Origin of the sequence: Streptomyces sp. NRRL S-378, from assembly GCF_000720645.1 — a bacterium.
In the GTDB taxonomy this organism is placed as follows: Bacteria; Actinomycetota; Actinomycetes; order Streptomycetales; family Streptomycetaceae; genus Streptomyces.
The window spans coordinates 30130-55292 of sequence record NZ_JOBX01000041.1 but is presented as its reverse complement, the minus strand read 5'-3'; the positions used below and the strand labels follow the sequence as shown (position 1 = coordinate 55292).

At 71.8% G+C, this 25163-nt stretch carries 27 protein-coding genes; 17 read left to right on the top strand and 10 right to left on the bottom strand.

Going from position 1 to position 25163, the window contains the following annotated elements; all coding sequences use genetic code 11:
* Positions 1-889 precede the first annotated feature (889 nt).
* The 3 genes from IH80_RS0125910 to IH80_RS0125900 are packed head-to-tail and all read left to right on the top strand — an operon-like array spanning position 890 to position 2051.
* Positions 890-1303 carry a phage holin family protein gene (locus IH80_RS0125910; protein WP_030963688.1) on the top strand — a complete coding sequence of 138 codons (414 nt, stop codon included), beginning with the start codon at positions 890-892 and terminating at the stop codon, positions 1301-1303.
* Positions 1300-1788: a DUF3618 domain-containing protein gene (locus IH80_RS0125905; RefSeq protein ID WP_030963687.1), complete on the top strand. Its 489-nt coding sequence runs from the start codon at positions 1300-1302 to the stop codon at positions 1786-1788. Before IH80_RS0125910 ends, IH80_RS0125905 begins: the two co-directional genes overlap by 4 nt.
* Positions 1785-2051 carry a DUF4235 domain-containing protein gene (locus tag IH80_RS0125900; protein WP_030963686.1) on the top strand — a complete coding sequence of 89 codons (267 nt, stop codon included), beginning with the start codon at positions 1785-1787 and terminating at the stop codon, positions 2049-2051. The genes IH80_RS0125905 and IH80_RS0125900 overlap by 4 nt, the downstream gene beginning before the upstream one ends.
* A gap of 139 nt (positions 2052-2190) precedes the next feature.
* Here the strand turns inward: IH80_RS0125900 and IH80_RS0125895 are convergent, their stop codons facing one another.
* Complete coding sequence (locus tag IH80_RS0125895; protein ID WP_030963684.1) at positions 2191-3444, bottom strand: cation:proton antiporter; 1254 nt, start codon at positions 3442-3444, stop codon at positions 2191-2193.
* A 401-nt stretch (positions 3445-3845) separates the two neighbouring features.
* On the opposite strand from IH80_RS0125895, the gene IH80_RS0125890 reads away from it, so the two are divergent.
* Together IH80_RS0125890 and IH80_RS0125885 are read left to right on the top strand one after the other, a co-directional pair.
* A complete protein-coding gene (locus IH80_RS0125890; protein ID WP_030963683.1) occupies positions 3846-4763 on the top strand; it encodes a SigB/SigF/SigG family RNA polymerase sigma factor in 918 nt (305 codons plus the stop codon).
* Between the two features lie 252 nt (positions 4764-5015).
* Positions 5016-5462 (top strand): ATP-binding protein, encoded by a 447-nt coding sequence (locus IH80_RS0125885; protein WP_030963682.1) that lies wholly within the window; start codon positions 5016-5018, stop codon positions 5460-5462.
* 824 nt (positions 5463-6286) lie between these two features.
* Here IH80_RS0125885 and IH80_RS0125880 read toward each other — a convergent pair.
* Entirely contained in the window at positions 6287-7249 is a 963-nt protein-coding gene (locus IH80_RS0125880; protein ID WP_158943614.1) for a hypothetical protein, read from the bottom strand.
* A 1319-nt stretch (positions 7250-8568) separates the two neighbouring features.
* The gene (locus IH80_RS0125870; protein ID WP_030963678.1) at positions 8569-8985 is read right to left on the bottom strand and encodes a CBS domain-containing protein; all 417 of its coding nucleotides are present in this window, start codon (positions 8983-8985) and stop codon (positions 8569-8571) included.
* A 227-nt stretch (positions 8986-9212) separates the two neighbouring features.
* On the opposite strand from IH80_RS0125870, the gene IH80_RS44005 reads away from it, so the two are divergent.
* The 5 genes from IH80_RS44005 (at position 9213) to IH80_RS0125850 (ending at position 12414) form a co-directional block, all read left to right on the top strand.
* On the top strand, positions 9213-9425 hold the full coding sequence (locus IH80_RS44005) for a hypothetical protein (RefSeq protein ID WP_199819308.1): 213 nt from the start codon (positions 9213-9215) through the stop codon (positions 9423-9425).
* Positions 9426-9633: 208 nt separating this feature from the next.
* Entirely contained in the window at positions 9634-9912 is a 279-nt protein-coding gene (locus IH80_RS0125865) for a hypothetical protein (RefSeq protein WP_030963677.1), read from the top strand.
* 92 nt (positions 9913-10004) lie between these two features.
* Positions 10005-11006, top strand: a complete 1002-nt coding sequence (locus IH80_RS0125860) for a PHP domain-containing protein (RefSeq protein ID WP_030963675.1) — start codon at positions 10005-10007, stop codon at positions 11004-11006.
* 149 nt (positions 11007-11155) lie between these two features.
* Complete coding sequence (locus IH80_RS0125855; RefSeq protein ID WP_030963674.1) at positions 11156-11716, top strand: hemerythrin domain-containing protein; 561 nt, start codon at positions 11156-11158, stop codon at positions 11714-11716.
* Between the two features lie 194 nt (positions 11717-11910).
* A complete protein-coding gene (locus IH80_RS0125850) occupies positions 11911-12414 on the top strand; it encodes a hypothetical protein (RefSeq protein WP_030963673.1) in 504 nt (167 codons plus the stop codon).
* Positions 12415-12560: 146 nt separating this feature from the next.
* Here IH80_RS0125850 and IH80_RS0125845 read toward each other — a convergent pair whose 3' ends face one another.
* The 3 genes from IH80_RS0125845 to IH80_RS0125835 form a co-directional block, all read right to left on the bottom strand.
* Positions 12561-12953, bottom strand: coding sequence for a hypothetical protein (locus IH80_RS0125845; protein WP_030963672.1), 393 nt, complete (start codon positions 12951-12953; stop codon positions 12561-12563).
* 393 nt (positions 12954-13346) lie between these two features.
* Positions 13347-13583: a hypothetical protein gene (locus tag IH80_RS0125840; protein ID WP_030963670.1), complete on the bottom strand. Its 237-nt coding sequence runs from the start codon at positions 13581-13583 to the stop codon at positions 13347-13349.
* 300 nt (positions 13584-13883) lie between these two features.
* Entirely contained in the window at positions 13884-14849 is a 966-nt protein-coding gene (locus tag IH80_RS0125835; protein WP_030963669.1) for a GlxA family transcriptional regulator, read from the bottom strand.
* 135 nt (positions 14850-14984) lie between these two features.
* On the opposite strand from IH80_RS0125835, the gene IH80_RS0125830 reads away from it, so the two are divergent.
* Complete coding sequence (locus IH80_RS0125830) at positions 14985-15398, top strand: hypothetical protein (protein WP_030963668.1); 414 nt, start codon at positions 14985-14987, stop codon at positions 15396-15398.
* A gap of 80 nt (positions 15399-15478) precedes the next feature.
* Here the strand turns inward: IH80_RS0125830 and IH80_RS0125825 are convergent, their stop codons facing one another.
* Complete coding sequence (locus IH80_RS0125825; protein ID WP_030963667.1) at positions 15479-16951, bottom strand: aminotransferase class I/II-fold pyridoxal phosphate-dependent enzyme; 1473 nt, start codon at positions 16949-16951, stop codon at positions 15479-15481.
* Positions 16952-17313: 362 nt separating this feature from the next.
* Between IH80_RS0125825 and IH80_RS0125820 the strand changes: the two genes are divergently transcribed.
* The 4 genes from IH80_RS0125820 (at position 17314) to IH80_RS0125800 (ending at position 20239) form a co-directional block, all read left to right on the top strand.
* A complete protein-coding gene (locus IH80_RS0125820; protein WP_030963665.1) occupies positions 17314-18510 on the top strand; it encodes an amidohydrolase in 1197 nt (398 codons plus the stop codon).
* Between the two features lie 221 nt (positions 18511-18731).
* Positions 18732-19142 (top strand): hypothetical protein, encoded by a 411-nt coding sequence (locus IH80_RS0125815; RefSeq protein WP_234432386.1) that lies wholly within the window; start codon positions 18732-18734, stop codon positions 19140-19142.
* 287 nt (positions 19143-19429) lie between these two features.
* Positions 19430-19975: a DUF4383 domain-containing protein gene (locus IH80_RS0125805; protein WP_051809932.1), complete on the top strand. Its 546-nt coding sequence runs from the start codon at positions 19430-19432 to the stop codon at positions 19973-19975.
* Positions 19976-20059: 84 nt separating this feature from the next.
* Positions 20060-20239 carry a DUF6480 family protein gene (locus IH80_RS0125800; protein ID WP_030963661.1) on the top strand — a complete coding sequence of 60 codons (180 nt, stop codon included), beginning with the start codon at positions 20060-20062 and terminating at the stop codon, positions 20237-20239.
* Positions 20240-20267: 28 nt separating this feature from the next.
* Here the strand turns inward: IH80_RS0125800 and IH80_RS0125795 are convergent, their stop codons facing one another.
* From IH80_RS0125795 to IH80_RS46925, 3 genes are all read right to left on the bottom strand, one after another.
* Complete coding sequence (locus tag IH80_RS0125795) at positions 20268-21278, bottom strand: MerR family transcriptional regulator (protein ID WP_030963660.1); 1011 nt, start codon at positions 21276-21278, stop codon at positions 20268-20270.
* Positions 21279-21441: 163 nt separating this feature from the next.
* Complete coding sequence (locus IH80_RS0125790) at positions 21442-21939, bottom strand: DUF427 domain-containing protein (RefSeq protein ID WP_030963658.1); 498 nt, start codon at positions 21937-21939, stop codon at positions 21442-21444.
* A gap of 12 nt (positions 21940-21951) precedes the next feature.
* Complete coding sequence (locus IH80_RS46925; protein ID WP_078906746.1) at positions 21952-22320, bottom strand: UBP-type zinc finger domain-containing protein; 369 nt, start codon at positions 22318-22320, stop codon at positions 21952-21954.
* Positions 22321-22506: 186 nt separating this feature from the next.
* Here IH80_RS46925 and IH80_RS0125780 point away from each other — a divergent pair, with 186 nt between their 5' ends.
* Both IH80_RS0125780 and IH80_RS44000 read left to right on the top strand, forming a co-directional pair.
* Positions 22507-24012: a cryptochrome/photolyase family protein gene (locus tag IH80_RS0125780; protein ID WP_030963657.1), complete on the top strand. Its 1506-nt coding sequence runs from the start codon at positions 22507-22509 to the stop codon at positions 24010-24012.
* A 275-nt stretch (positions 24013-24287) separates the two neighbouring features.
* A complete protein-coding gene (locus IH80_RS44000; protein WP_051809924.1) occupies positions 24288-25091 on the top strand; it encodes a hypothetical protein in 804 nt (267 codons plus the stop codon).
* Positions 25092-25163 lie beyond the last annotated feature (72 nt).

Sequence of the window (25163 nt, the reverse complement as noted above, 5' to 3'; positions counted from 1 at the left end):
CCAATATCAGCCGCTCTAAACACGTTAAGTGACGCCCAATCAGGCTGAGTCACGTCTTCTCGCAGGTGAACGTCACCGTACTGCTCGCCGCCCTGGCCCGCCTTCCGGGAGGCCCTGCCGGACTTCAGCTCGCGCTGTCTGCAGCAACTGCGTTCTACTGCGTACTGATCTCTGTCGCTTGGCGACGGGGCCGTTCCGACCCGGCGGAGGGGTGCCGGGCGGAGCGGTCACGGTGTGGGGCCGGAAGGGTGGTCGCCTCACGACGGAGAGCTGGGCCGCCTCCGCCGGCCCGGACCCCGACCGGTGGACATGAACGCCGAGCAACCCGGGCACCCACCCTGCGAGGGCGCCCCGGATGTGCTCGCCCAACCGTCGACACCCGCATGGGGCCCCCGGGCGCGATACCGGCGCTCATTCCTCCATCGTCACCGCCACCACCGACGACGAACCGCGGTGGCGCGTCCCGTCACGGACTGCTGTTCGCGCAGCGGCCCGACGCGCTCGTCTCCCGACCGAGGCACCCTCGACCCGAGCGACCCTCGACGTCGCTGCTTGTTCGACGACGGCGCCCGCCTTGGGGGTGGGCGCCGTGATCGAGCGGGGGCGGGTCAGCCGCGGGCGATGTTCTTCTGGCCGGACACAGGGCATCGGTTCGACCCCAGGGCTGCTGTCGAGCTCCTTTCGTACACCGCTGGTGGCCACGCGGGTGACGGCGCGGTTGCGGGGTAGTCGCGCCGTTGCGACATGACCGTTCACACCCTGAACGGCAGCGACTCGGTCAGTCGCAGCGCCGATGCCCCCGTCCCGGACACCACCGGCGCTGAGCAGAGCGTCTGACCGAGGTGTCGCCCATTCCGGCACTTGGAAGAGAAAGGCAAGGTTTCCTGTCATGACCACGGTAGAGCGGCAGCCCGACGCCGCCGACGATTCGGTGGGCATCCTGGTTTCACGCGCTTCACAGCAGATGTCCGAACTCGTGCGCGAGGAGATGCAGCTGGCCCGGGCGGAGATGGCCGAGAAGGGCAAGCGCTACGGGAAGGGCGGCGGCCTCTTCGGCGCCACAGGGATCATCGGCGTCCTGGCACTCCAGGCCCTGACGGCAACCTGTATCGCCGCTCTCGCGCTGGTCCTGCCCGTGTGGGCGTCCGCCCTCATCATCACCGTGGCCCTGGGGATCGTGGCGGGCGGGACCGCCCTGGCCGGAAAGAAGCAGATAGCCCGGGCCGGTACGCCGGCTCCCGAGCAGACCATCGACAGCGTCAAGGCCGACCTGGCCGAGATCAAGGAGAAGGCACACCGATGAACGACGACGCCCGAACCAACATCGGCACCCCCGCCCCCACCCCTGCCGACCCCGGCTCCGCCGAACTGCGCGATCAGGTCGAGCGCACCCGTGACGAGCTCGGCCGGACCGTCGAGGCCCTCGCCGCGAAGGCCGACATCAAGGGCCAGGCCAAGGAGAAGACCGCCGCAGTCAAGGACCAGGCCGCCGAGAAGGCGGCGCTGCTCACCGACCAGATCCGCGAGAAGGCGGGGCACGCCGCCCAGCTGGTCAAGGACAAGACCCCCGACCCGCTCCTGGAGAAGACCGCGCAGGCCGCAGCACATGTACGGGAGAACGCGGCCAGGGCGGGCCGGTACGCCACGGACAAGGCGCCCGACCCGCTCCTGGACAAGGCCGGCCAGGCAGCGACGGCCGCACGCGCCAACCGCACTCCGCTCCTGGTGGCCGGGGCCGCCGTGGTCGTCCTCCTGCTGGTCCGTCGCAGCCGGGGACGTCGCCGGTGAAGGCCTCCAAGCTCGCATACAAGCCCGTCGGGCTGGCGCTCGGCGCCCTCAGCGGTGTACTCGCAGGCGTCGCATTCAAGCAGGCCTGGAAGATCATCGAAGGTGAGGGCGATGCTCCCGACGCCACCGACGAGGACCGGGCCTGGAAGCAGATCCTGCTCGCCGCAGCCATCCAGGGTGCGATCTTCGCCGTGGTCAAGGCCTCGGTCGAACGGTCGGGGGCCGTGGCCGTACGGCGCCTGACGGGCACCTGGCCCGGCTGAGCAGCGGCGGTGCCGGCCACCATCCCCGTGCCGGCCGGCACCGCCCGCCCGGCCCACCCCTGCTGGGGACGGCGCGTACCGGGCGAGGACCCCCCGCCCTCCCGGCCCGTGGGCCCCCGACGATCAGTGATGGCGCTCTTCAGCCATCCTGGGCAGAGCGGTCGAGCCGGGCCGTGACCGGTGTCGCCGCGACGCCGTGCAGGAGTACGGAGAGCAGCACGGTGAAAGTCACCACGGCCCACAGCTCGCGCGCCGACGCGGCGAAACTTGCCTCGCCCAGAGCGTACGCAAGGTAGAAGAACGAGCCGACGCCCCGGATGCCGAACACCGCGATGGCCATGCGCTCCTTCCCCGTGGCACGGCCCCGCATCTGGACGGCCCAGCCGACGGCCGGGCGGATCAGCAGGAAGAGCACCAGCCCCAGTACGGCTCCCTGCCAGGTCAGTGCCGCCAGGCCACCGTCGGCGATGAAACCGCCGACGAGGAAGAGGATGACGGCCGTGAGAAGCCTTTCGACCTGATCGGTGAAGGCGTGCATGACGCGGTGGTACCGATGGCCACGTTCGGCGTTCCGGATCGTGCAGGCCGCGACGAACACAGCGACGAACCCGTAGCCGTGGAAGAGTTCGGTCAGGCCGTAGGCCGTGAAGGTCGCGGCGAGCGCGACGAAGCCCTCGCGGTGCTCTGAGAGCCGCAGCGCCTTCCAGGAGGCCTGGAAGAACATCCGACCGAGGACGCGCCCGACGCCGAATCCCACGGCCAGTCCCACCACGCTCCGCACCAGGATGTCGCTCCACACCCAGTGCCAGAGTCCGTCCGTGGACCACCCCGTCGCCGAGGCGGTGGTCAGCGCGACGGCCGCCAGGACGAACGGGAAGGCCAGACCATCGTTGAGCCCCGCCTCGCTGGTCAGCGCGAAGCGAACTTCGTCCTCGTCGTCCTCCTCGTCCGTAGGCTCGCCCACGCGCACCTCCGCGGCCAGTACCGGGTCCGTGGGAGCAAGGGCAGCCGCCACCATGAGCGCGACGGCCGGCGGCCACCCCACCAGCCACCCCGCCACGGCCGCGGTGAACAAGATCGTCAGGGGCATGGCCAAGGCGAGCAGCCGCCACGTCGTCGACCAGGCACGCCGGCCCGGCGGCCTGTTGATGGCCAGCCCCGCGCCCATCAACGCCACCACCACGCAGACCTCGGTGAGGTGCTCCACCAGGCTCCGGTGCCGGACGGGATCCAGCGCCGGGAGCGCGTCGAGCGGCAGCAGGAACACCAGGAACCCCGCCGCCAGGAACACCATGGGCAAGGACAGGGGCCGCTTCGCCAGAGCGGTCGGGAGCACTGCCGCGCACAGAGCCCCCAGCCCCGCACAGGCGTACACCACGTCGATCCCGGTCATACCCGACAAGCCGATCACCCGTTCCCGTACGAACCCCCGTGGGGACCGCCTACCCGATCTTCCAAGGGGCAGACTCGGTACCCGTCTGCTGCTTCGGCGCACGGTGACCGCCGGCAGCACGGCTCTGCGGTCCGCCTCCGACCTTCCCCGTCGCAGTTGGTAGTGGTCCTCTGTGGTGCGCTTGCGCCACACACGGACCGGACCCGTACCGGCGGTCCTGGCACCGGCACGACGGACCCGTCGGCCGGAACGTACTCACCGCGCAGCAGCCCGGCCCGCGTCGGAGCCCGACGGCGCCCGAACCTCCCACGGGGACATCCGACACCCGGCACGTGCATGGGAGTACGAAGCGGGGGCAGAAGGGCCGGACAGGCGTCAGTCAACTGGGAGGGAGTGGTCGCATGTCTCGCTCGGCCACCGTGATGATGGGTCCCGTTCGGACAACAGAAGAGCAAGTCACCGGCGCCCGGGAGGAACTGGCTGACGACCTGGGACCGCGCCGGGTGGAGAACGCCCGTGAGATGGCGCCGGGTGACGCACGCGAACTGTCGCGCGTGTTCTTCCAGAGACTGCGCACACTGGAGGAGGGGACGCGTGAGTACCAGTACACGCGCAACACCCTCATCGAGATGAACCTCTCCCTCGTGCAGTTCGCCGCACGCCGCTTCCGCGCCCGCGTGATGGGCGGGGGCCTGGACATCGACGACATCACCCAGGTGGGGACCATCGGCCTCATCAAGGCCATCGACCGCTACGACCTCGACCGCGAGGTCGAGTTCTCCACGCTCGCCCTCCCCTACATCATCGGTGAGATCAAGCGCCACTTCCGCGACACCACCTGGGCCGTACACGTCCCGCGCCGCCTCCAGGAACTGCGTGTGGAACTCGCCAAGGCGCAGGAGGCGCTGACCGACGTCCTGGGCCGGGCCCCGACCGTCAAGGAAGTCGCAGCTCACCTCGAACTGACCGAGGAGGAGGTCATCGACGGACTGGTCGCCGCGAACGGGTACACGAGCGGCTCTCTCGACACCGCTGCCGGGGAGAGCGACGCAGCTTCCCCGACCGGCCGGGCCACCCGACCCCTGGCGGAGCTCATGGGCGAGAACGATCCCGCCATGGAACTCTTCGAGGACTTCCACACCCTCGCACCCCTGCTGCAGCAACTCGACCAGCGTGACCGGTTGATCCTGCAGATGCGCTTCGGTCAGGAGAGGACCCAGGCCGAGATCGGTGCCGAACTGGGCATCTCGCAGATGCAGGTCTCCCGCCTTCTGTCCCGCACTCTCGCCCGGCTGCGCGCCGGCATGCTCACGGTGTAGGGGCGAGCCATGACGCCCGTACCGGGAAGCACAGCGCCACCGTCCGAGATCGAGCAAGCGCCCATGAGATCGGATGCAGTTCCCCACCCTCGTGCCGCGGGTTCACCAGGCGACACGGCGGGCCGGGTCCCCTACACTGTCACGACCGTGCTGAGGCCTCCCGCCCCGATGCGGCCCGCCCCCACCGGCAGCAACCGCGGTGCCGGCCGGCGGCCGGGAGCCGAAGCGGCGGGCGAGCGCGGGGGGGCCACAGTGGAGACGATAGAACCGGAGGCGGGCGGTCCGATGGCCGTCGGCCCTCCTTCAGGGAGACAGCGCCGCAGGCTCGCCCTGACGGGCGTCCCCGGGATGGTGGCCAAGGGCCGCGATTTCACGCGTCGGGCTCTGCGGGACTGGGGCTGGGCCGACTCCGCGACCTCTGAGGACACCCTCCTCCTCGTGTCCGAACTCCTGACCAACGCGTCACTTCACGCCCACGGCTGCCGCGAACTCGTCCTGACCGCCGATGAGGCGGCCCTGCGCATCGAAGTGCACGATGGCATGACGACCCTTACAGTGCGCAAGCGGGCCCCGCAGCCAGGAGTCCCGGGGGGCCGCGGTCTGTTCATCGTGGAGCGCCTGTCCGATCGATGGGGCACCCATGTCTACGAAACCGGCAAGGCCGTGTGGGCCGAGATCGAGGCCTCCCGGCTGGCGTAGGGCCTGGCCGAGCCCCGGTGCGGGCACCGCGTAGCGGTTGGTGCGGACGCTGATCCGGCTGGAGCGGTCTACCCGCAGAGGGAAGAGCCGGCCCGTCTCGAAGGGCTCCTGCGGCAGCGGCAGCGGCTGCGGCGCGGCTGCGGCTGCGGCTGCGGCTGCGGCTGCGGCGCGGCTGCGGCTGCGGCTGCGGCTGCGGCTGCGGCTGCGGCTGCCCACCATCCGGTCCTCGTTCCCCGACCGCGCCGAAACCGCCGGCCGCGATCAGACGTCCTCCCGAAGCTGCCGCCGAGAGCGGTCGACCAAGAGCGTCGCCCGCCACGGTCGCGTCGACCTGCTCTGCATCGGCGAGCTCGGCTCCATGGAACTCGACCGCCCTTCGCCGGCCGGACGCACCCGTGAGCACCTGTCACCGAACCCGCCGGCGGTGTGCCGTGCCGCTCCGCCCTCCCGCGCCCGGGTACGAGGTCTGCTGGATGAGCCGGCCGAAGATGCTGCCCGCGGCACTGCAGCGCTGGGCGGAACGACGCAGCGGCCCCGTCCTCTCCGTCCGCGACGCCTCGCACGGCTGGGAGGCCGGGCCGTTGTGCGCCCGCCTCCACGAAGCGGTGCGTTGCGGGACATGCCCGCCCCACGCACGCCCGCTGTTCCGCCCTCCCGTGAAGGAGCCTCGTGACGACGACCGCGACCGCCGCGTACTGGGAGCCGCTGTGGGCCGGGGGCCGCCGGTACCGGCAGCTCGACGTCCCCGAGACGCGGCCACCGTCGCCCGCCTGCTCTGGGCTCAGATCATGGGGGGACGTGAGTGCGCCGACGCGTCGGGGCGGTCAGTTGGGCAGCTGTACGTTCCAGGTGCGGTTGCCCGCCGCGTGGTGGTTGACGCGCACGGCCTCCTCCGGGTTTTCCGCGTCGAAAGCGGACGTGACGCGGTGCACCATCTCGTCGCTCTCCCAGAACGGCTCGGCCTTGGTGAAGCGTCCGCCCTGCTTCTTGCGGACCTTCCAGCGGAACCGGACTGTGTAGTCGACGAGGAAGTAGCCGGCCGACATGCGTGTGGTGGTGGAGAAGCCGGGATTGTCGACGAAGGTGATCCGATCGGCGGCGTTGACGATGTTGCCGTCCTCATCGTTGTACGGGGGGTGGAAGGGGCCGTCCACGCCCCAGGCGCGGCGGGGGGCCTTCTTGGGCTGGTAATTCACCGACGTCGGAACGATTTGACGGCTTTCGTCGGAGACCTCCTGCCAGAAGTCGTACGCGTCTGCCGCGGGCGTCTGCATCCCGTCCGCGCGGCGCAGCGTTGCCGTTTGTTCGAAACCGATGTTGTTGTTGCCGTTCAGCGACTGCTCCTCGTCTCCGTCGTAGCTGGAGGTGAAGACAAGGGTCGGATTGCCGATCTCTTCCTCGACCCCCTTTCCCTTGCCCTTCACCGAGGGTGTCGCGCCGGCCTTGCCGCTGCGGGTGGCCCGGGTGGCCGCTCCCGCCTCGGTCTTCTGCTGGTTGGTCGGGGGGCTGTCGCCGCGCTCGACGACCTCGTCCTGGGTGCGTTTTCTACCTCGCGTACCGGGAGCGGCGTGCGGCACTTTCGGCCCGGCCGGGCCCTGCGCGATCATCCGCCCGAGCGTCGCATTGCCCACCGAGCGCTGCATGGCCGTGGCCATGGCCGGATTGACCGGCCGGAGTTCCGGCGCGACCCGCTGGCCCCTGTCTGGATCCGCTGCACGTCGGTTCGTCTTCGTCGCGACCTCGGCCCCGGCCTCGTCCCGATCCTTGCGTAATGGCACGGCGCACACTCCCCGCGTGTAGACAGTCTGCGCAGACGACGCTACGGGTATGGCCGGGGGCGCAGGGGAGGAACAACAGCCACTGCTGGGGGCAGCACGAATGCCCGCGAGGGACAACCGACTGGGATGAGACAGGAGCACGTCGCCTGCTGCCTCACCACCCGGTCCACCCGGTCCGGGCAGTCCGGGTGACGCGACCTCTCGGTGGAGACGGCGCGTCCTACCCGAGGACTTGACACGGTGTCCTCGGCGGTGACCGGCCGCCACGGAGATCCGGTGGAACTCGAGCACCCCCTGGGCCGGCATCGCCTCCGGCAGGCCGCCGGCTCGGTCGGCTGCGCCAGGATGCGCATGGCCTCGCGGGCCGGGACCGAGGTCATCACCATCGGGGTGCCCACGCCCACGCGACCGCCTCCTTCGGCCGTGCCGGCATGCCCGGGGTGGGGCGTCGGCTCGGGGGCCTCCGATGAGAGGGGCGGGGGCGGCGTGGAGATCACTCGCGGTCGGGACCCGAGCGCACGCGATCAGGTGAGGAGATCCCGGGTGCCGGGCGAAGTTCCGGCATCCGGCCGAAGAGGGCTGCGCCGCGCCATCGCGGGCCTGCTCGCCCTCTTCGCCGACCTGCCCCAGGCGTCGGCGGAGCCGGCCGCTACGGCCTTGACAGGCGCAGGACCCCTACAGTTCGGTCCGTGAACGATCAGGAAGCGCAGTTCCTGGATGCCGTACGGACCGTGCTGCAGGACGCCGGATTCGCCCCCGTCGAGGCCGGGACCGAAGGCGTCCACGTCATCCAGCACGCCCGCGGCGCGATGGTCGGCCGGGATGCCGGAGGAGATCCAGCGCCTACGGGCACGGATGCGGGTGCGGCGCCGCGGGCCCCGCCGCGCCGCTCCCGCGCCAACCATCGAAACGAACTGCCCGGACTGCGCCACGCATTCGGGCTCGCCCTCGCCGCGGCCGTCCGCAACGCCGGGTTCACCGTAGGAAACCGCGGCGACGAATGGCTCTTGATCATCAACCCCGCCACCAGCCGGAACTCTGACCTGTACCCACCGTGCGGTCACCTGGCGGGCCTCTCGCCCGGCGGGCCGACGGTCACCGCGCCGCAGACCTTCGTTCCCTGGAGCGCCGAGCCGCCCGAGGCGACGGGCACGCGACCGCCGCGCGCCGTCCGGTGGCCGCAAACTGCCCCCTCCCCGGGCGGGGCGACCCTCCTGGCTGCAACATCTCGGCTGGTACGACGATGTGCCGCACATGGCGCGGGTCCCCACCGGCTGGTGGAAGCCTGCGCCATGCGGACACCCAAGCGTCGGACGTCGTGGGGCCGGTCAGTTCTCCGAGATGGTCTGGAGCAGGTCGCCGACCTTGGCCTCCGGGAGCGCGCGGGCGACATCGGCGAGCGCGACGATGCCGACCAGGGTGTGCCCGTCGATGACGGGCAGCCGGCGGACCTGGTGCTCGCTCATGGTGCGCAGGATCTCTGCGGCGTCGTCGTCGGCTCCGATGGTCACGGCCTCGCCCTGGGCGAGGTCGCCCGCCTTCACCGAGCCCGGGTCCTTGCCCGCACCCAGGACCTTCACCACGATGTCCCGGTCGGTGAGCATGCCCTTGAGCTTCTCGTCCGTGCCGCAGATCGGCAGGGCTCCGACCTTCAGCTGGGTCATCTTCTTCGCGGCCTCGAGCACCGTCTCCTGGGCGCCGATGCACGTCGCGTCCGCCGTCATGATCTCGCGAGCCGTTGTCATCCGTCATACTCCTTCGTCGTCGTCTGCACGGGTGCGGGCCGGCTCTCTCACACGGACCGGCCACGGCACCTATGGGTGCCCTTTGCCCCCGACACTTAACGACATTCGCCCCATTTCCACCCCAGGGCCCCTGCCGCGCATTTCAGCGTGCCTTGCCCGCGGTGGGGGCCCCGGCGCCGTGATGGCCGCCGCAGGAGCGGAGCCTGCGGCGGCCGGAGGATAATTGCTTGATCACTGTGGATGTCCAGCACTGCGGCACCTCGGTCCGGTCAGAGCCGGCGGAGAGCCCCAGCGGTGCACGGCCGAGGTCGCCGGCATCCCCGGGCGCGGCCACCGGGGAGCGGTACGCCCCGGCGGGCTTCCACCGGCTCGTCCAGGAGCGGGCCCACCGCGCACGAGACGCCCCGGACGTCGCCGCCGGACGGCTGCCCCACGCCTGACCCAGACCCTCATTCCCCTGCCGTGCCCCTGGGCCGTCATGCGGTGCGGCGGCTCGCCGCACACCGCGGCACGGGCGTAGAGGCCGTTGTCCCAGCGCGTCGGTCGGGAAGCGACCGCAGGGTCGGCCCGTCGCCCGCGGAGCGGTTGAAGCGGTGGGGAGTGGAAAGGTGCCATGTCTCAGCACGAACGACCGAAGGGAGCGCCGTCATGGCGCAGGAGAGGAAGGGCGACGGGTCGCCGCTGGAGCGCGTGACCGGCGAGAGCGACGTGTCCCGCCAGGAGGACCGCGAGCGTGCCGCCGCTCCGTCCGCCGGCAAGGGCGGCGGGCTCCAGGAGATGGCTGACAAGGTCAAGGATGCGGCGCGGGAGGCCTTGGGCACCGGAAAGCACGAGCCCACCGAGGCCACCCCGGAAGCCGAGCAGGTGCTGCGTGAGCGTCGTGAGAGGTCGGATCGCCCGTCGTCGGACGAACCGGGCCACGGGTAGACCGGCGCCGGGCTGTGCGCGCCGATGGGGAACCCCGTCTTCGACCCGGCCGCTGACCGGATCGCCAACGCCACCGGCGGAACGCCCCGGCCATGACCCCCGACGAAGCCCTGCGCCGGATCGCCTTCCTCCTCGAATGGCGCGGGGCGTCCCCGTACCGGGTTCGGGCCTTCCACACGGCAGCCGATGCCGTCCGCGACCTGCCACCGGGCCCCGTGGCCGCCGCGCAGGCCGCAGGGCTGCGCGGGGTGGGCCCCGTCACCGCCGAAGTGATCGCGCAGGCGTCCACCGGCGCGGTACCGCGCTACCTCGCCCGCCTTGAGGCCGAAGCCGAACCGGAAGCCCGGGCCGGCTGGGAGCTCTCGGCTACGAGCACCGGGGACTGTCACCTGCACTCCGACTGGTCGGACGGCGGCAGCCCGCTCGAGGACATGGCCGACGCGGCCCGCGCCCTGGGCCACCGGTGGGCCGTTCTGACCGATCACTCGCCGCGGCTGACGATCGCCCACGGCCTGAGCCCCGAGCGGCTCGAAAGGCAACTGGAGGCCGTGGCCGCCCTCAACTCCCGAATGGGCCCGGATTTTCGGCTGCTCACCGGCATCGAGTGCGACATCCTCGAGGACGGCTCACTCGACCAGGACGAGGACCTGCTCGGCCGGCTCGACATCGTCGTGGCATCCGTGCACTCCAAGCTCCGCTCGGAACCCGGCCCGATGACCGCCCGCCTGCTGGCCGCGGTGCGCAACCCGCACGTCGACGTGCTGGGACACTGCACGGGACGGATCATCACCGGCCGGGGACGCCCGCAGTCCCGCTTCGACACCGAGGCCGTGTTCGCCGCCTGCGCGGAGGCCGGCACGGCCGTGGAGATCAATTGCCGGCCCGAGCGCCGCGACCCGCCGGACGACCTGCTCGTGCAGGCCGCCGCCGCGGGATGCCGCTTCGCCGTGGACACCGACGCCCACGCCCCCGAGCAGCTGCACTGGCAGAGCACGGGCTACGCACGCGCGGCACGCATCGGCCTGGGACCGGACCGGCTGATCACGACCTGGACACTCGGGCGGCTGCTGACCAGCAGAAGCGACCGACCCTGAACCACCCGCCTTCCGCCCCGCCGCATCGGAGGGGTGTCTCCCCCTCCATGCGGGTGAGACGTTCCGTGCGCCCGGGCGTCTCCAGGTCGGGCGGGGAACCGATCGGATCGGGCCGGAGCGGCCCACCCACGAACACGCATGGAGACGACATGGGACACGGCGGGAATGTGATCGACGAGCTGATGGCCGACCACCGGGAGGTGGAGGAGATGTTCAGCCGCCTCCAGGCCATGAGCGGCACGGGACAGGAGCTCCGCGATCTCATCGACGAGATCACCATCGAGCTGGTGCGGCACTCGGTCGCCGAAGAACAGTACCTCTACCCGGCAGTACGCGAGCACGTCCCAGGCGGCGACCGGATGGCCGACAAGGAGATCGAGGACCACAGCCGGGTGGAGAAGATCCTCAAGCAGCTGGAGAAGATGAGCACCGACGACGCGCAGATCAGCCCGCTCCTGCAGCAGCTCATGGACGAGGTCGCCGCCCACGTCCAGGATGAGGAGAGCAATCTCTTCCCGATGCTGCAGCGGGCCTGCACCCCCCAGCAGCTTGACGATCTCGGTGACAAGATCCGCCGCGCCAAGGCCATGGCGCCCACCCGCCCGCACCCCGCCGCCCCGAGCAGCCCCACCGCCAGCAAACTCCTCGCACCGGGCGCCGGCCTGGTCGACCGGGCGCGCGACTTCGTGACCGGCCGCGGCAAGTCCTGAAGCCCGCCCGGGGGCGGCGGGCCCGTACTCACGCGTCCGGGCCCGCCGCCCCTGGGTGAACGGTGACGTGCGTCATGCCGCACTCCCGTCGCATCCGGCTACCCTGATCGCCCATGAGCGGAGCGGCGCAGCTTCGCGCCGCAGCTCGCGGACCCGATACGGCCCAGGGCGAGCACGCCCCCGAGGAAGCCGCGATGTCCGCTGATCTCACACCCGTCATAGCCGCCGGCACCCGTTGGCTACTGACCGCCTTCCCGCCCGCCCCGGGCGCGTTCAGCCGGGCCCTCGCCGAGGCCCAGGCCCAGCAGGCCGTCGCCCTTGCGGCCGCCCTGCGGTACCCGACCCCACTCGACGCACAGCTCCTGCATCTCCTCGGCCCGGGCGGAAGCACCCGGCTGGACTGGCTGACCGGCGCCGATCACGGCGGCGACGCCGCTGCCGACTGGCGGACCTGGGTGGACGAAACCGTCGTCAGCTGGGCTGCCTGCTTCCTCGCGGCGCCCGCCCTCGCCCTGGCCGCCCACCGGCTCGTCGGTCGCGGCCAGGCCGGCGAGGTCACCCGACTCGCCCGCCCGGGCGACCATGAACACGATGCCGCGCCCTTGCTGCGTCACCCCGACCTGCTCGAACCGGTCGCCGCTCTGCACCGGGAACTGCTGCTGGACCTGCTCGACCGCGAGAACGCGGCCCTGCAATAGGTTCCTGACCGACTCGGACGTCAGGGATGGAAGAGGACCCTGATGGAGCGCGAGCGCCGGCCTCACCCGTGCCGGAGGAGTCTCCATGACGTGGATGTGGCAGCTCACTGCCCCGCCCCGGCGCAACCGGCCACCCGAACGAGGGGTCACATGCGGCGGCCGCTCCGGTGGTCCCGATAGCGCGACCTCCACCGCGCGAAGAGCTCACCAGGAGTGCGGGCAGGCGGTGTGCGTTCAACCGGCCGTTGCTCCTCGCGGGTGAGGGAAACGAGCGGCATGAGGTAGCGGCTGCCCCCTGTCTCCAGCACGCACAGGGGGATGTCCCCGGGGTCATCGGGGTGACCGACGCGGATGACCGCCTGCCGGGGCGGAACGTCGGGGATCTCGGCCTGCAGAACGGTGGCAGCGTGGCGCTGCGTGCGGGCTGCCGCGACGGTCTTCCCGTCGACCCAAACCTCCGCGCGCTGACGCCGCGGGTCGTGCAGGACGGTAATGGAGTGGCCGTCCTGATCCAGGTGGTAACGGTCGCTGCCTGCCACACCGGCCTCCGGAAACGCTCTTACCCCCAGCGTAAACACCCATTTCCCGCCGTCGCTGGACCAGTGCATACTCCGTTGTCACCGGTGGACGTCCCAAGCCAGTGACAGAGGGCCGACAGGCAGGCGCGGGTCAGAACGGCCCGGGATCGGGATCATCTGCCCTGCCGCCGCGGCAGAACGCTCTGCGGCGGGGTTGGTGCCGGCCTTCCCGTTCGTCGGACCCTTCGTGCTCGCTCAACCGCCCCAGGGCGCCTTCGCTCCTGCGGCCGTGGCGGATGCGCCGCGCCCGGGGCAGTGCCCTGGCCCCCGCCTCGCCGACGAGGTCCGCAACCTCCCCCGGGTCCACCCGCTCCGGCTGCTTACCGCTTGCGGCGGATGCTGGGGAGTCGGTTCCTACTCCCCCTCGCCGACCTCGTACTGATGCGGCTTCCCGCCCTGCCATGCGATGACCTCGGAGTCCCCGAGGACCAGCTCGTCGCAGTCGGGGATGTCGAGACGCTGCAGGAACTCGATCAGGTCCTGATCGCTGTGAGCCACGCCGAGGACGGTGTCGACTCCGCAGATCCTGATCACGACCCGTCGGCCGCCCGACGGGGAGATCCGGTGCACGAGGATCGGCGCCTGCTCCATACCCCCAGCCTGCGCGGCGCTCGCCAGTCCAGCACGCCGAGCGTCGCCGGACGCTGCAGGACGGTCCACGAGGCTCGGTCCGGGCAGGGGCGCGAGGCAGCGACGGCGTCCAGACCCTCGCCCGTCGGCATGGCCGGCTGCGCCCTGGAGGGTGAAGGGCGGTCCGCGCTCGGCATGACCGCCACCGGATGGTGGGGCACGGGCGGAGGTCGGGCCGTGTCGGCCCTCGGGTGCGTCGAGGACGAATGCGCCGTCGAGCGTAAACGGGGGTGTCAGGTTCCTGGGGAGTCCCCGGCGGGCTCAGTCGCGGCGCATTGCCGCACGGTAGCGGGACGGGGCGATCCCGAACCGCTCTGTGAACGCCTGCCGCAGCGCCTCGGCGCTGCCGAAACCGCAGCGTTTTGCCACGCTGGACATCGGCAGCGTCGTCGAGGCGAGCAGTTGCGCGGCCGCTTCGGTGCGGGCTTGCCTGACGTAGCGGCCGGGTGCCCGGCCGACCTGCTGGGTGAAGAGACGGTTGAGGTGGCGTACGGTCATTCCGGCCCGCGCGGCCAGCGCAGCCGCGCGCAGGTCGTCATCAGGGTGGGCAGCGATGTGCTCGACGAGCGCACGGACCACGTCGTCCCGGGCCGGCGCAGCTGCAGTGAACAGACTCATCTGCGCCTGGTTCCCGGGCCGTTGGAGATACACCACGAGGTCCCGGGCCACCTGGCGGGCCAGTTCCGGGCCGTGGTCCTCCTCGACGAACGCAAGGGTGAGGTCCAGCGCGCTGGTGACGCCTGCCGCCGTGTAGACGTGACCGTCGCGGACGAAGATGGGTGCGGGGTCCACGGCCACGTTCGGGTGTTGCTCGGCGAGCAGACGGGCGAAGCGCCAGTGCGTGGTCGCACGCCGGCCGTCCAGCAGTCCGGCGGCGGCCAGCACTCCCGCGCCCGTGCACACCGAGGCCACCCGCCGGCTCTCCCGGGCCAGTCGGCGGACGTGTCCGACGAGCCGCGTGTCCGACGCTGCCCGCTCGAACCCCGTGCCGCCGGAGACGATCAGCGTGTCCAGGGGGCCGGTCAGCCGCTCCAGGGATTGCTCACTGTGCAGGACGAGCCCCGAGCCGCAGACGAGGGGAGTGCCGCCCGGGCCTGCGAGGACTACCCGGTACGGGACCTCGGGCGCCCCTATGCCGTTGGCCATGGCCAGGGTCGTGGTCACGCACGCGATGTCCAACAACTCGGCCGCCTCGTAGCCGACCACCACCATGAGCCGCTCCCCCATGTGCCAACCCTAGTCCGCACGGACGGGTACCCCAAGGGAACGGACACCGAAGCAGACCCCGCTTTCCTGCATGACCGGGCGCCCCCGACAGTGACCTCGTCGCACTCGCCCCGTCCGCACATGGGAGGCACCCGGATGCACACGATCGGACACCGCTGGCCCACTCTGATCGCCCTGGCCCTGGCCGGCCTGACCTTCGTCGACGGCCTGCCCGCGCCGGAGTTCCTCGCTGGAGTCCTCGCCGCGATGCCGCTGTTCTACCTCCTCTTCGGCGCGGTCCGGCATGAACTGCACCGCCCGGGTGTTCTTGCCGGACAGCTCGCCGGTCTCGTCGCTTTCGCCGCATTTGCCCTGTCAGCCGTTCTCCTGGATGGCGCCCTGACCCTGCTCGTCCTCGCGGCCGGCTGGATGGGCCACGCCGTGTGGGACGCCGTCCACTACAGGAGGGACCAGGTCGCGCCCCGGCAGTGGTCCGAATGGTGCGGAGTCTTCGACGCCTGCGGCGCCGTTGCTCTCCTGTTCGGCGCCGTAGGAGTCTCCGGTGGGTGATCCCTGCTCGGGGGTACGTGCCGGCGGCCGGAAGTGCGCGCCGCCGCCGCGTACGCCAGCGCGGCGGGACTGGAGGCCGTTCACTCGTCTCGGAGCACCCGGACGCTCGTGACCTTCGTGTCGACCGCGTCCGGCACGACCATGCCCGCCTCCACGCCGGACCGCAGGTACCGCAGGACGTCCTCGTTGAGACGCTCGCCGGGCAGGGCTGCCGGGATGCCGGGCGGGTATGGGGTCAGCATCTCGGCGGCGATGCGGCCGACCACCTTCTCCCATGGCACCTGTTCCGTGCGGCCGAAGAAGGCGTCGCGGGGCAGCGCCGCCTGCTCCAGCCGCAACTTCGCCGGCGGGGGAACCTCCACGGTCTGGCCGGTCCGGAGTTCCGCGGTGTGCGCGGCCAGGTCGGTCAGAGCCGCCAGCAGCACGTCAGTCGTTTCGCTGTCGTCGGCGTGGGTGAGCTGTGCGCTGATACGTCGGTGGTCGGCGACGTGGAGGTTGATGCCGTGCTTCTCCCGCAGCCAGTCCGCGGCCCGGTACCCGGTGACCCCCGCCCCCCATGCGCTGATGTCCACGATGATCTGGAGGGGATCCATGTCTGCTGCCCGTCCCGGCCCGCAGAAGTCGTCGCGGCCGTGCACGTGCATGCCGTCGATGCGGTTGATGCGGTCGCGGGTGGTCTGAGCGAGGGCGAGTGCGCGGTCGTAGAGCGATTGGCCGTGTTCGACCATCTGGCGGCGCCAGCCGTCCAACGCGGCATAGACGAGCACGGAGGGGCTGGTGGTGCCGAGCAGGTCCTCGCGGCTCTTGAGCACCTCGGGTTTGACCAGGTCGCCCTGCAGGTGGAAAACGGAACTCTGTTCCAGGCCAGAGCCCATCTTGTGGACGGAGGTGACACATACGTCGGCGCCGGCGTCCATGGCCCACGTCGGCAGCTCGGGGTGGAACGGCAGGTGAGCACCCCACGCCTCGTCGACGATCAGTGGCCTGCCCCGCCGGTGGCAAACCTCGGCAATGGCGGCCAGGTCCGAGCACGTCCCGTAGGGGGTGGGCGTGGTCACCAGCGCTCCCCGGGCGTCGGGGTGCTCGGCGAAGGCGGCCTCGAAGGCCTCGGCGGACGGCGGGTGGGCGAGGTGGCGCTCCCCGTCCCACTGCGGGTCCACCCAGACGGGCCGGATACCCGAAAGGATCAGACCCGACACCACGGACTTGTGGGCGTCCCGGCCCACCAAGAGCTTCTCGTGCGGACCGGCCACGGACAGCATCGCCGACTTCACCGAAAGGGAGCTGCCGCAGGTGGAGAAGAACGCGTGGTCCGCCCCGACGGCCTCGGCCATCAGGGCCTGGGCCTCCTCCACGACTCCATGGGAGGACGTACGGTCGTCCAGTCCACTGGTGGCGAGGACGTCGGAGCGGAATACCGCGTCGCCGAGCACGGCCCGCACACGGGGGTCGGCTCCCCTGCTCTGCTTGTGCCCCGGGGGCGTGAACGGCGTCTGGCCGCTCCTCTGGTATGCCGCCAGCGCATCCAGTACCGGTGTCTTCGATTGGTCCATGGATCGCGCCTGCCCCGCCGGACCACGGCCGACACAGGTGCGCACACGGCACAGGCTCACCGCGGCGTGGCGGAACCGGGGTCGACGGCCGACGGCCGACGGCCGAACGGGCGAGCGGGGGGCCGGCAACGGAACGGCTCCCGGGGCGCGGGGCCGGCCTGCTCGGACGGCGGTTCATACGAGCCGTCTGCTGCGGCAAAAGCTGCCCGATCCGTCAGCATTCACCGCCCGGCGCGCCACGGCGTCGCGGAGTCCGTCGGCTCGGCCGCCGGCGCCCAGCAGACGAGATTCGGCGTTCGGGAGGCAGCGCGTTATCGGTCGTCCTCTGGACATAAGCGGGCACGAGGCTGGGAGGAGGCGCCATGGGAGATCCATCCGATGACCTGTACGCGCGCATGAGGCGGGAGTGCAGCCGCCGGGCGGACGATCTGTGGGCGGTCGGCCTCGCCCTGCACGCAGACCCCGAGCTCGCCTACGAGGAGTACCGTGCGGCCCGGCTGCTCACCGACGAACTCCGGCGGGCAGGGTTCACCGTCGAGCCGGGGACCGCCGGGCTCGACACCGCCTTCGTGGCCCGCGCGGGGAGCGGGCGGGGGCGATGCGTGGCGCTGCTTCTGGAATACGACGCGCTGCCGGACCTGGGGCACGCATGCGGACACAACCTGATCGCCGCGGCCGGGCTGGGGGCCGCTCTGGCCTTGCGCAGCGTTCTGGAGGAGGAGTTCGAGGGCACGGTGCTCGCTGTGGGGACGCCGGCGGAGGAGCGGGGCGGAGGCAAGGTCGCCCTGGCCGAAGCCGGTGTGTTCGACGGGGTGGACGCCGCGTTGATGTTCCATCCGGGCGTGCACGACTGGTCCTGGGCGCCGCTGACCGCGCAGGTCCAGGTCCGCGTGGGCTTCCACGGCCGGGCAGCACATCCGACGGGCGACCCCACGGGCGGCATCGACGCCCTGGCCGCCCTCATCCAGCTGTTCAACACAGCGGCTGTGATGAGCAGGCGGTTGCCGTCCGGTTCGCATGTCCAGGGAATCGTGACCGACGGGGGCAGCGCGACCAACATCGTGCCGGCCTTCGCCGAAGGCCTGTTCGGGCTCCGCGCGGCCACGAGCAACGAGCTCGATGCGCTGGTCGCCGAGCTGGGAGGCTGGGCCCGAGGCGTGGCGTCCGCGACCGGCACCACGGTGGACGTCACCCGCGTGGGCAAGGGTTACGCCCACTTCCGGGACAACGACGTCCTCTCCGACCGGTTCAGCCTCCACATCGCACGCTCGGGCGTGTGCCTCACCCAGCCCGTCGGCGGGGTGTTCCTGGGATCGTCCGACATCGGCGACGTCAGCAGCCGGGTCCCCGCCATCCATCCGTTCGTCGCGATCCTGGGCGACGAAGCCTCGGACCACACCCCCGCCTTCGCGCGGGCCGCGGCCTCGGAACGGGGGCGCAAGGTGATGCTGGCGGCCGCCGAAGCCCTGGCCTGCACGGCGGCCGACGTCCTGACCGACGCCGGAATCGCCGCCCGGGCCTGGACCCGCCAGCGGGAGAAAGCGGCGGCAGGCCTCTGAATTCCCGGCCGCGGCGCCCCGGGGTACGGGCACAGACCTCGGCGCGCCCCCGGCACGACGGTGGTGCCACCGCTACCGAGTGCCGCGCCTTCCCTCCTGTGCGGGCACGGGGTGGAGGTCAACGGTGTCGTGGCGCTGTCACCTGCACGTGCGATGCCCCGGCCGTGTCACGTCCGGAATGATGGGCGGCGAATCTCAAGTACCGATGGAAAGTGTGCGGTATGCCCAGTCCTCGTGTTGTCATGCGGCGCCTGTCGCACGTCACCGTAACCACGTGTTGTGCCGCAGTCCTCATCGTCACGCAGGCCGCCTCAGCCCACGCAGCAAGCCGGACGGTCAACTTCGAATACCAGCACATCTGGCTGACACCCGAGTTCGAGACGGGCATTCGCGGGCGCATCCACTTCACCGTGAAAAAGTGCGACCACCCCAACGGGGACATGACCGTGCTGCTGCGGCGCACCGACGGCTACAACTACGTCGCCGGTACCGAGAAGATCAAGTGCCGTTCTGGCCAGTCGGCCAAGTTCGATGACCATCCGGCCGGCACCTACGAGTTCGAGCTCGGCAAACTCGACGACTACAAGTTCTTCAAGGGCACCGCCACCTACTCGTTCAACGCCGCACGCTAGCCGCCGGGCACGAGAGTGGATCGAGGCAGGCGCGGCCAGGAACGGCTGAGGCATCGACGGGGCTCGCCGGTGACATGAGATGGTGGCCGCTACGGCGGCGGTCGACGCCCGCGGGCAGGACCGGTGCAGCGCCTCGCCGGCCCCGCCCGCCCCCAGCCCCGTACGGGCGGGCCGCAGACGGCGGGCGGCATTTCGATGCAGAAACACTGCGAGTTGCCCCGGTTCACCGGGACGGGTGACCGTGGGGACCTCGGGATCCGCGTTTCGTGATCGTCCAGGAGGGCCCCGTGCGCTTGCGTGACGAACTGCCCGTCGACCACCCGCTGAACCGCTTCTACCGGTTCGGGGCGGCCCTGTGCGGGCTCTTTCTCCTCGTGTTCGGCTGCCTCGGTTTCGCGGGCAGCCTGTCGGCGTTCGACACCGCGGGCCGCCAGGTCGCGGGCCTGTCCACCAACGGGCTCCTCAGTGCGGTCTCCGTTGTCGTCGGGCTGCTGCTGATCGCCGCCGCCGCGGTGGGGGGCAACATCGCCTCCTCGGTCAACATCACGGTCGGCGCGCTGTTCGTGCTGAGCGGCTTCGTGCACCTCTTCCTGATCGACCGCCCCGCAAACGTGCTGGACTTCGGCATGTCGAACGTCGTCTTCAGCTTCCTGATGGGCCTGCTGATCATGACGTTCGGCATGTACGGCCGCGTGAGCGGCGGCCTCCCGCACGACAATCCGTACTGGCGGAGCCGGCACCCGGACCTGGCCGCCCGTGAGACGGCGGCCACCCGCCGGCCCCGCCCGGGCCTGCCGGGCCCGTCCGTCCCCGCGCGGCCGCCGACGACGTAGCAGCCGCACCGACAGCCCCGTTCCCGTACGGGCCCAGCGGCCCGGGCGGGGGCCGGGCGCACCGAGCGACCGGGAGCAGGAATCATGTCCACACCACGCATACCCCCCGGGGAGACTCCCCCGGCCGAAGGATCCATCTCCTCCCCCCACCGGGAGCGCGGCGACGGTGGGATCTGGGAACACCCGGGGGCGTTCCTGGTCCTCATCGTCACTGGGGCCATACTGATCGGCTTCTTCTTCGTCGCCCGTGCCGCCGGCTGGTGATACCCGCGGGCCTCGCGGATCCCCCGCCTCAGGAGGCGGCCGCGCCCGCTCCGGCCCCGCAGTGCCGGGCCAGGACGTCCAGTGCCTCGCGCAGGCCCGTCGGCCGGACCGTGCCGGGGCCTGGTGCCCCGTTGCCCCAGCCCGGACCGGCCAGCGCGACCAGCGGATGCGTGCGGGCGCCCCGGACACCGAAGGCCGTCCCGGCCACCTGGCGGGCCAAGGTGCCGTCGGCGGTGTGCCGGGACTGGGACCACAGGACGACGGCGCAGGGTCCCGTTCTGCGCACCGACGCGGCGAGGGCCTCGGCCGGTACCGCGGCGCCCAGCATGCGCAGCGGCAGGGCGCGTTCGGCGAGGGCGGCGGCCAGCGCTTCGAGCGGCAGCGAGTGCTGCTCGCCGGGGACGCAGGCCATCAGCACCGGCGCCGCGTCCCGGGGGCCCGGCGGGGCGTTGCCTACGACCGTGCGCAGGGCGGTGGAGACGTGCCAGGAGAGCAGGTGCTCCACCTCCACGTAGCGGTCGCCGGAGGACTCCCACTTGCGGCCCACCGCGTGCAGGGTCGGCGCGATCACCTCTTCCCAGGCCGTCACGAGTCCGTGCTCGTCGACGAGCACGGCCAGCAGCTCGTCCAGAGCCGGGCCGTTCAGGCGTAGCGCGGCCCGGGCCAGGCCCCGGAACTCCTGCCGGACGGCGCCCAGGGGCAGACCGCCACCCGGTCCGTGGCCGGGGGCGGGGCCGGGGGCCGGCTGCGGCTCGGTGCCCGGCACCGCTCCGGTGCCGGGCACGGGGGACCTGTGGGCCCGGGACAGCGCCACGCCGGCTGCCTCGGAAGGGGGTACTCCCGCCGTGGTGAGGCGGCACATGTCCTCCAGGACGGCGATGTCCTCGACGCTCCAGCGCCGGTGCCGGCCGCCGTCCCGTACCGCCGGCCCCATGCCGTAGCGACGGTCCCAGGACCTGAGGGTGGTGGGCGAGATCCCGAGGCGTCTGGCCACGGCTCCGGTCGTCAGACGGGGAGTACGGGGAGTGGGGGAAGACATCTCGGTCATGGCACCGCCTCAGCACCAGGACCGGGACCGGGAAACGGACGGGGACCGGGAAACGGACGGGGACCGGGAAACGGACGGGGACCGGGAAAGGATTGGACGGCGGGTGCGGCCACGGCCGCACCCGCGGCCGGCGCCGGGCGGGAGGAGAGCCCCATCACCAGCCCCGGCTCCCGGGCACGCCCTTGAAGGGGCCCGTGATCCCGTCCGTGATCCACCCGCCGTAGAAGCCGCCCGGCTGGGCCCGGACCCGCTCGCCGTCCACCGTGCACGTGTCGACCCGGTCGGCGTGGAACGCGAGATGCCCGGCGATCGGCGCGTAGTCCGGGCGCGGGGCCTCGTAGCTCCAGGCGATGGGGGCCGCCGACGGGTGGCCGAGCTCCGGGCCGAGGTCCCAGTAGGTGGCGGTGCCCTTCCACTCGCACACGCTCCGGTGCTCCGAGGCCCGGAGGAGTTCCATGCGCACGTCGGCCCGCGGTACGTAGAACACCGGCGGGTGGCTGGTCTCCAGGACGCGGACACAGCGCCGGGAGTCGGCCAGCGGCACGCCCGCGTGCCACACCATGACGTGCCGGGTGTCGGGCTCGATCCGGGGCGGGCGCGGGTAGTCCCACACCGATTCCGTACCCGGCGTGTCCGCGCCGTTCGTTCCCATGAGGGCCTCCCATCAGTACCGCGCCCCGCCTGTCTGCGGGTCCGCTGCGTCGGGCCGGGCCCGGACCAGGAAGACCTCGTCCGGGAAGCACCAGGCCCAGTCCTCGTCCGGAGCGAGCGACACGGCCACCGGGTGGCCGCTGCGCGCATGGTGTCCGTAGGAGTGGCGGCCCGGGGAGCTGTCGCAGCATCCGACGTACCCGCAGGTCACGCACTGCCGCAGCCTGACCCAGGACGCCCCGTGGGGCGCGCACCCCCGGCATCCGGCGGACGGCGCGGCCCCGGGCGCGCCGCTCTGCTCCAGGAGGCCGAGGTGAGAACACGTGCGTCCCTCCGGACGACCCGCGTCGGGAGCGGCCTCCCACCGCTCGGTTCCGCCCATCGTGCCTCCGCTCCGCGATCGCACCGCGTCCGCCGCTCGCGGACTCCAGCGTCCCCTCTTCGGCGGGAGCGGCACGGACGGATGCGCCTGCACCGCCACCCGAAGGGGTGCGTCCGAACGCCCCGGCACGCGGGAAGCAGCCAGGGGGGCGTGCACCATGCGAGGCATGCGAGGAAGGACGGCGACATGACCGGCGCACACTGGCTCTTCGGCGATCAGCTGGGTCCTGCCTTCACCGCGCAGGGGAACGACGGCGTCCCCCGCGACACCCCCTTGGTGATGATCGAGTCGCAGGCCGTCTTCCGCCGGCGCCGGTTCCACCGGGCCAAGGCGCACCTGCTCCTCTCGGCAATGCGCCATCGGGCCGCCGAGCTGGGCGACCGTGTCGTCTACGTCAGGGCGGACACGTACCGCGAGGGTCTGCGCCGAGCCGTCGGCGGCTCGCCCGTCACCGTGCACCACCCGACCTCCCGGGCCGCCGCGGCCCTGGTGAACTCGCTCGGCAACGTGACCGTCCTGCCCGCACGCGGCTTCCTGATGGGCCGGGAGGACTTCGAGGCGTGGGCGGCCGGCCATGCGCGCGGAGGGCTGCGGCTGGAGAACTTCTACCGCCATGTGCGCAGGGAACACGACCTGCTGATGGACGGGGGCGAACCGGCGGGAGGACGGTGGAACCTCGACCACGACAACCGGGAACCACCCCCGCGGGGAGCACGGACCCTCGGCTCACCCGCGCCCTACCGGCCCCGCGAGGACGACATCGACGCCGGCGTCCGGGAGGACCTCGACCGCTGGGAGCGGACCGGGGCCGTGTCGTTCGTCGGCCGGGACGGGCCGCGGCTCTTCCCGGCCGACCGGCGGGAGGCCCTCGCCGCGCTGCGGCGTTTCGTCGACCACCGGCTCGCCGGCTTCGGCTCCCACGAGGACGTCATGCTGGCCGCCGACCCGGTGCTGAGCCACAGCCTGTTGTCCTCCTCCCTCAACCTGGGCCTGCTGGATCCGGCCGAGTGCGTGGAGCGGGCCGAGGCAGCCTGGCGGGCGGGCACGGCGCCCCTCAACAGCGTCGAGGGCTTCATCCGGCAGATCGCCGGGTGGCGGGAGTACGTCTGGCACCTCTACTGGCACTTCGGCGAGGACTACCGCACGTCCAACGTCCTGGGGCACACCGCCGCGCTGCCCGAGTGGTGGCTCTCGCTCGACGCGGACGCCGTCACGGCCCGCTGCCTGTCGACGGTCCTGCGCCAGGTCAGGGACACCGGGTGGACGCACCACATTCCGCGGCTGATGGTGCTGGGGGGTTACGCGCTCCAGCGCGGCTGGGACCCGGCCGCGCTCACCGACTGGTTCCACCGCTCCTTCGTCGACGGCTACGACTGGGTCATGCTGCCGAACGTGGTCGGCATGTCGCAGTACGCGGACGGGGGCCGGATGACGACCAAGCCCTACACGTCCGGCGGTGCCTACATCAACCGGATGAGCGACCTGTGCGGTCCGTGCCGCTACCGGCCCGGCTCGCGCAGCGGCGAAGACGCCTGCCCCTACACCGCCGGGTACTGGTTCTTCCTGCACCGCCACCGGGCGCTGCTGGGCCGGGGTGCGCGCACGGCCCGCCCGGTACAGGGACTCGACCGGCTCCCAGACCTGCCGGAACTCCTCCGGCAGGAACGGGCCCGGGGCGACACCGCCCCGTGAGGCTGTCCAGCCCGGGGCTGCGCCCGCGGGCGCAGCCCCGTGGCGGTGGCCGCCCGCGGACGCGGGGTCCAACCACCGCCCCACACCGTCTCCCCCAACCATCAGCCCCGGGTGGGCTCCTCCCGTACCCCTCGTCCGCACGGCAGGAACGGGCGCTGCTGCTGATCGCGCTCGTGGCGGTGGTGGAGCCGCCGCCTGGCGCCGCGAGCCGTCCTCACCGACCTGGTGCGTTCCGGCCCAGCGTGGCTGTCGGAAGGGTTGGTTACTCTCCGGCCATGGAACAGCTCTGCAACAGCCGGCCCTCCGCGGAGGACATCGTCGCCGCCGTGCCCGGACTCGCACCGTACGCGTTGCCGGCCGTGGTCCTGGCCCCCGAACCGGGAGAACCCACCGTCCATCAGAGTTCCGTGGGTGGGCCGTTGCTCTGGCCGGCCGACGAGGCATGGCCGTTCTGCGACCTCCCGGACGAGAAGTCCGGTTCCGGGACACCAACGACCGCCATGGTGGTGGTGGCGCAGGTGTACCGCAAAGACGCGCCGGGCGACTGGTGGCCCGAGGGCAAGGACGTGTTCCAGCTCCTGTGGTGCCCCAACGTCCACTGGGATCCGCCGGCTCCGCACGCCGACGTCAGCCCGGTCGCGGAGATCCGCTGGCGCAACAGTGCCGACGTGGGGCAGATACTCGCGTCGCCCCCGCTGCCCGTACGGCAGGAGGACCCGGACTACGGATACTCCCCAGTGCGGTGCACGCTCACCCCGGTGCCCCTCATCGACTTTCCCTACCCGCAGGCCCTGCCGGACGAAGAACTCATCCAGTCCGTGCAGGGGTATGTGGAGGCGACCGGGGACGGAAGCGACGTCATTACCCGTGTAGCCGGGATCAAGTTCGGCGGGTGGCCCACGTGGCACCTGACCGACCCTTACGACGTCTTGTGCCTGACCTGCAGCACGCCGTGCCGCCTGCTGTTCACCGTGGCCAGCGACGACACCACCGGTATCACGGTGGGGAGGTGGGGTGACTTCCGGATCTTTGCCTGTCCCACCGGGGAAGGGCACGGGTACGTCTTCGACCAGCACTGATCCGCCCTCGCGGGAGTCGCTCGCACCGTCGCCAGCACCCCGATCCCCCCGAGATACAGCACTTCCGGGAGC

Excerpts from the sequence above, each read along its gene's own strand:
- IH80_RS0125910 (WP_030963688.1), top strand. The coding sequence starts at position 890 with ATGACCACGGTAGAGCGGCAGCCCGACGCCGCCGACGATTCGGTGGGC.
- IH80_RS0125905 (WP_030963687.1), top strand. The coding sequence starts at position 1,300 with ATGAACGACGACGCCCGAACCAACATCGGCACCCCCGCCCCCACCCCT.
- IH80_RS0125895 (WP_030963684.1), bottom strand. The coding sequence starts at position 3,444 with ATGACCGGGATCGACGTGGTGTACGCCTGTGCGGGGCTGGGGGCTCTG.
- IH80_RS0125890 (WP_030963683.1), top strand. The coding sequence starts at position 3,846 with ATGTCTCGCTCGGCCACCGTGATGATGGGTCCCGTTCGGACAACAGAA.
- IH80_RS0125870 (WP_030963678.1), bottom strand. The coding sequence starts at position 8,985 with ATGACAACGGCTCGCGAGATCATGACGGCGGACGCGACGTGCATCGGC.
- IH80_RS0125865 (WP_030963677.1), top strand. The coding sequence starts at position 9,634 with ATGGCGCAGGAGAGGAAGGGCGACGGGTCGCCGCTGGAGCGCGTGACC.
- IH80_RS0125860 (WP_030963675.1), top strand. The coding sequence starts at position 10,005 with ATGACCCCCGACGAAGCCCTGCGCCGGATCGCCTTCCTCCTCGAATGG.
- IH80_RS0125855 (WP_030963674.1), top strand. The coding sequence starts at position 11,156 with ATGGGACACGGCGGGAATGTGATCGACGAGCTGATGGCCGACCACCGG.
- IH80_RS0125850 (WP_030963673.1), top strand. The coding sequence starts at position 11,911 with ATGTCCGCTGATCTCACACCCGTCATAGCCGCCGGCACCCGTTGGCTA.
- IH80_RS0125840 (WP_030963670.1), bottom strand. The coding sequence starts at position 13,583 with ATGGAGCAGGCGCCGATCCTCGTGCACCGGATCTCCCCGTCGGGCGGC.
- IH80_RS0125835 (WP_030963669.1), bottom strand. The coding sequence starts at position 14,849 with ATGGGGGAGCGGCTCATGGTGGTGGTCGGCTACGAGGCGGCCGAGTTG.
- IH80_RS0125830 (WP_030963668.1), top strand. The coding sequence starts at position 14,985 with ATGCACACGATCGGACACCGCTGGCCCACTCTGATCGCCCTGGCCCTG.
- IH80_RS0125825 (WP_030963667.1), bottom strand. The coding sequence starts at position 16,951 with ATGGACCAATCGAAGACACCGGTACTGGATGCGCTGGCGGCATACCAG.
- IH80_RS0125820 (WP_030963665.1), top strand. The coding sequence starts at position 17,314 with ATGGGAGATCCATCCGATGACCTGTACGCGCGCATGAGGCGGGAGTGC.
- IH80_RS0125815 (WP_234432386.1), top strand. The coding sequence starts at position 18,732 with ATGCCCAGTCCTCGTGTTGTCATGCGGCGCCTGTCGCACGTCACCGTA.
- IH80_RS0125800 (WP_030963661.1), top strand. The coding sequence starts at position 20,060 with ATGTCCACACCACGCATACCCCCCGGGGAGACTCCCCCGGCCGAAGGA.
- IH80_RS0125795 (WP_030963660.1), bottom strand. The coding sequence starts at position 21,278 with ATGTCTTCCCCCACTCCCCGTACTCCCCGTCTGACGACCGGAGCCGTG.
- IH80_RS0125790 (WP_030963658.1), bottom strand. The coding sequence starts at position 21,939 with ATGGGAACGAACGGCGCGGACACGCCGGGTACGGAATCGGTGTGGGAC.
- IH80_RS46925 (WP_078906746.1), bottom strand. The coding sequence starts at position 22,320 with ATGGGCGGAACCGAGCGGTGGGAGGCCGCTCCCGACGCGGGTCGTCCG.
- IH80_RS0125780 (WP_030963657.1), top strand. The coding sequence starts at position 22,507 with ATGACCGGCGCACACTGGCTCTTCGGCGATCAGCTGGGTCCTGCCTTC.
- IH80_RS44000 (WP_051809924.1), top strand. The coding sequence starts at position 24,288 with ATGGAACAGCTCTGCAACAGCCGGCCCTCCGCGGAGGACATCGTCGCC.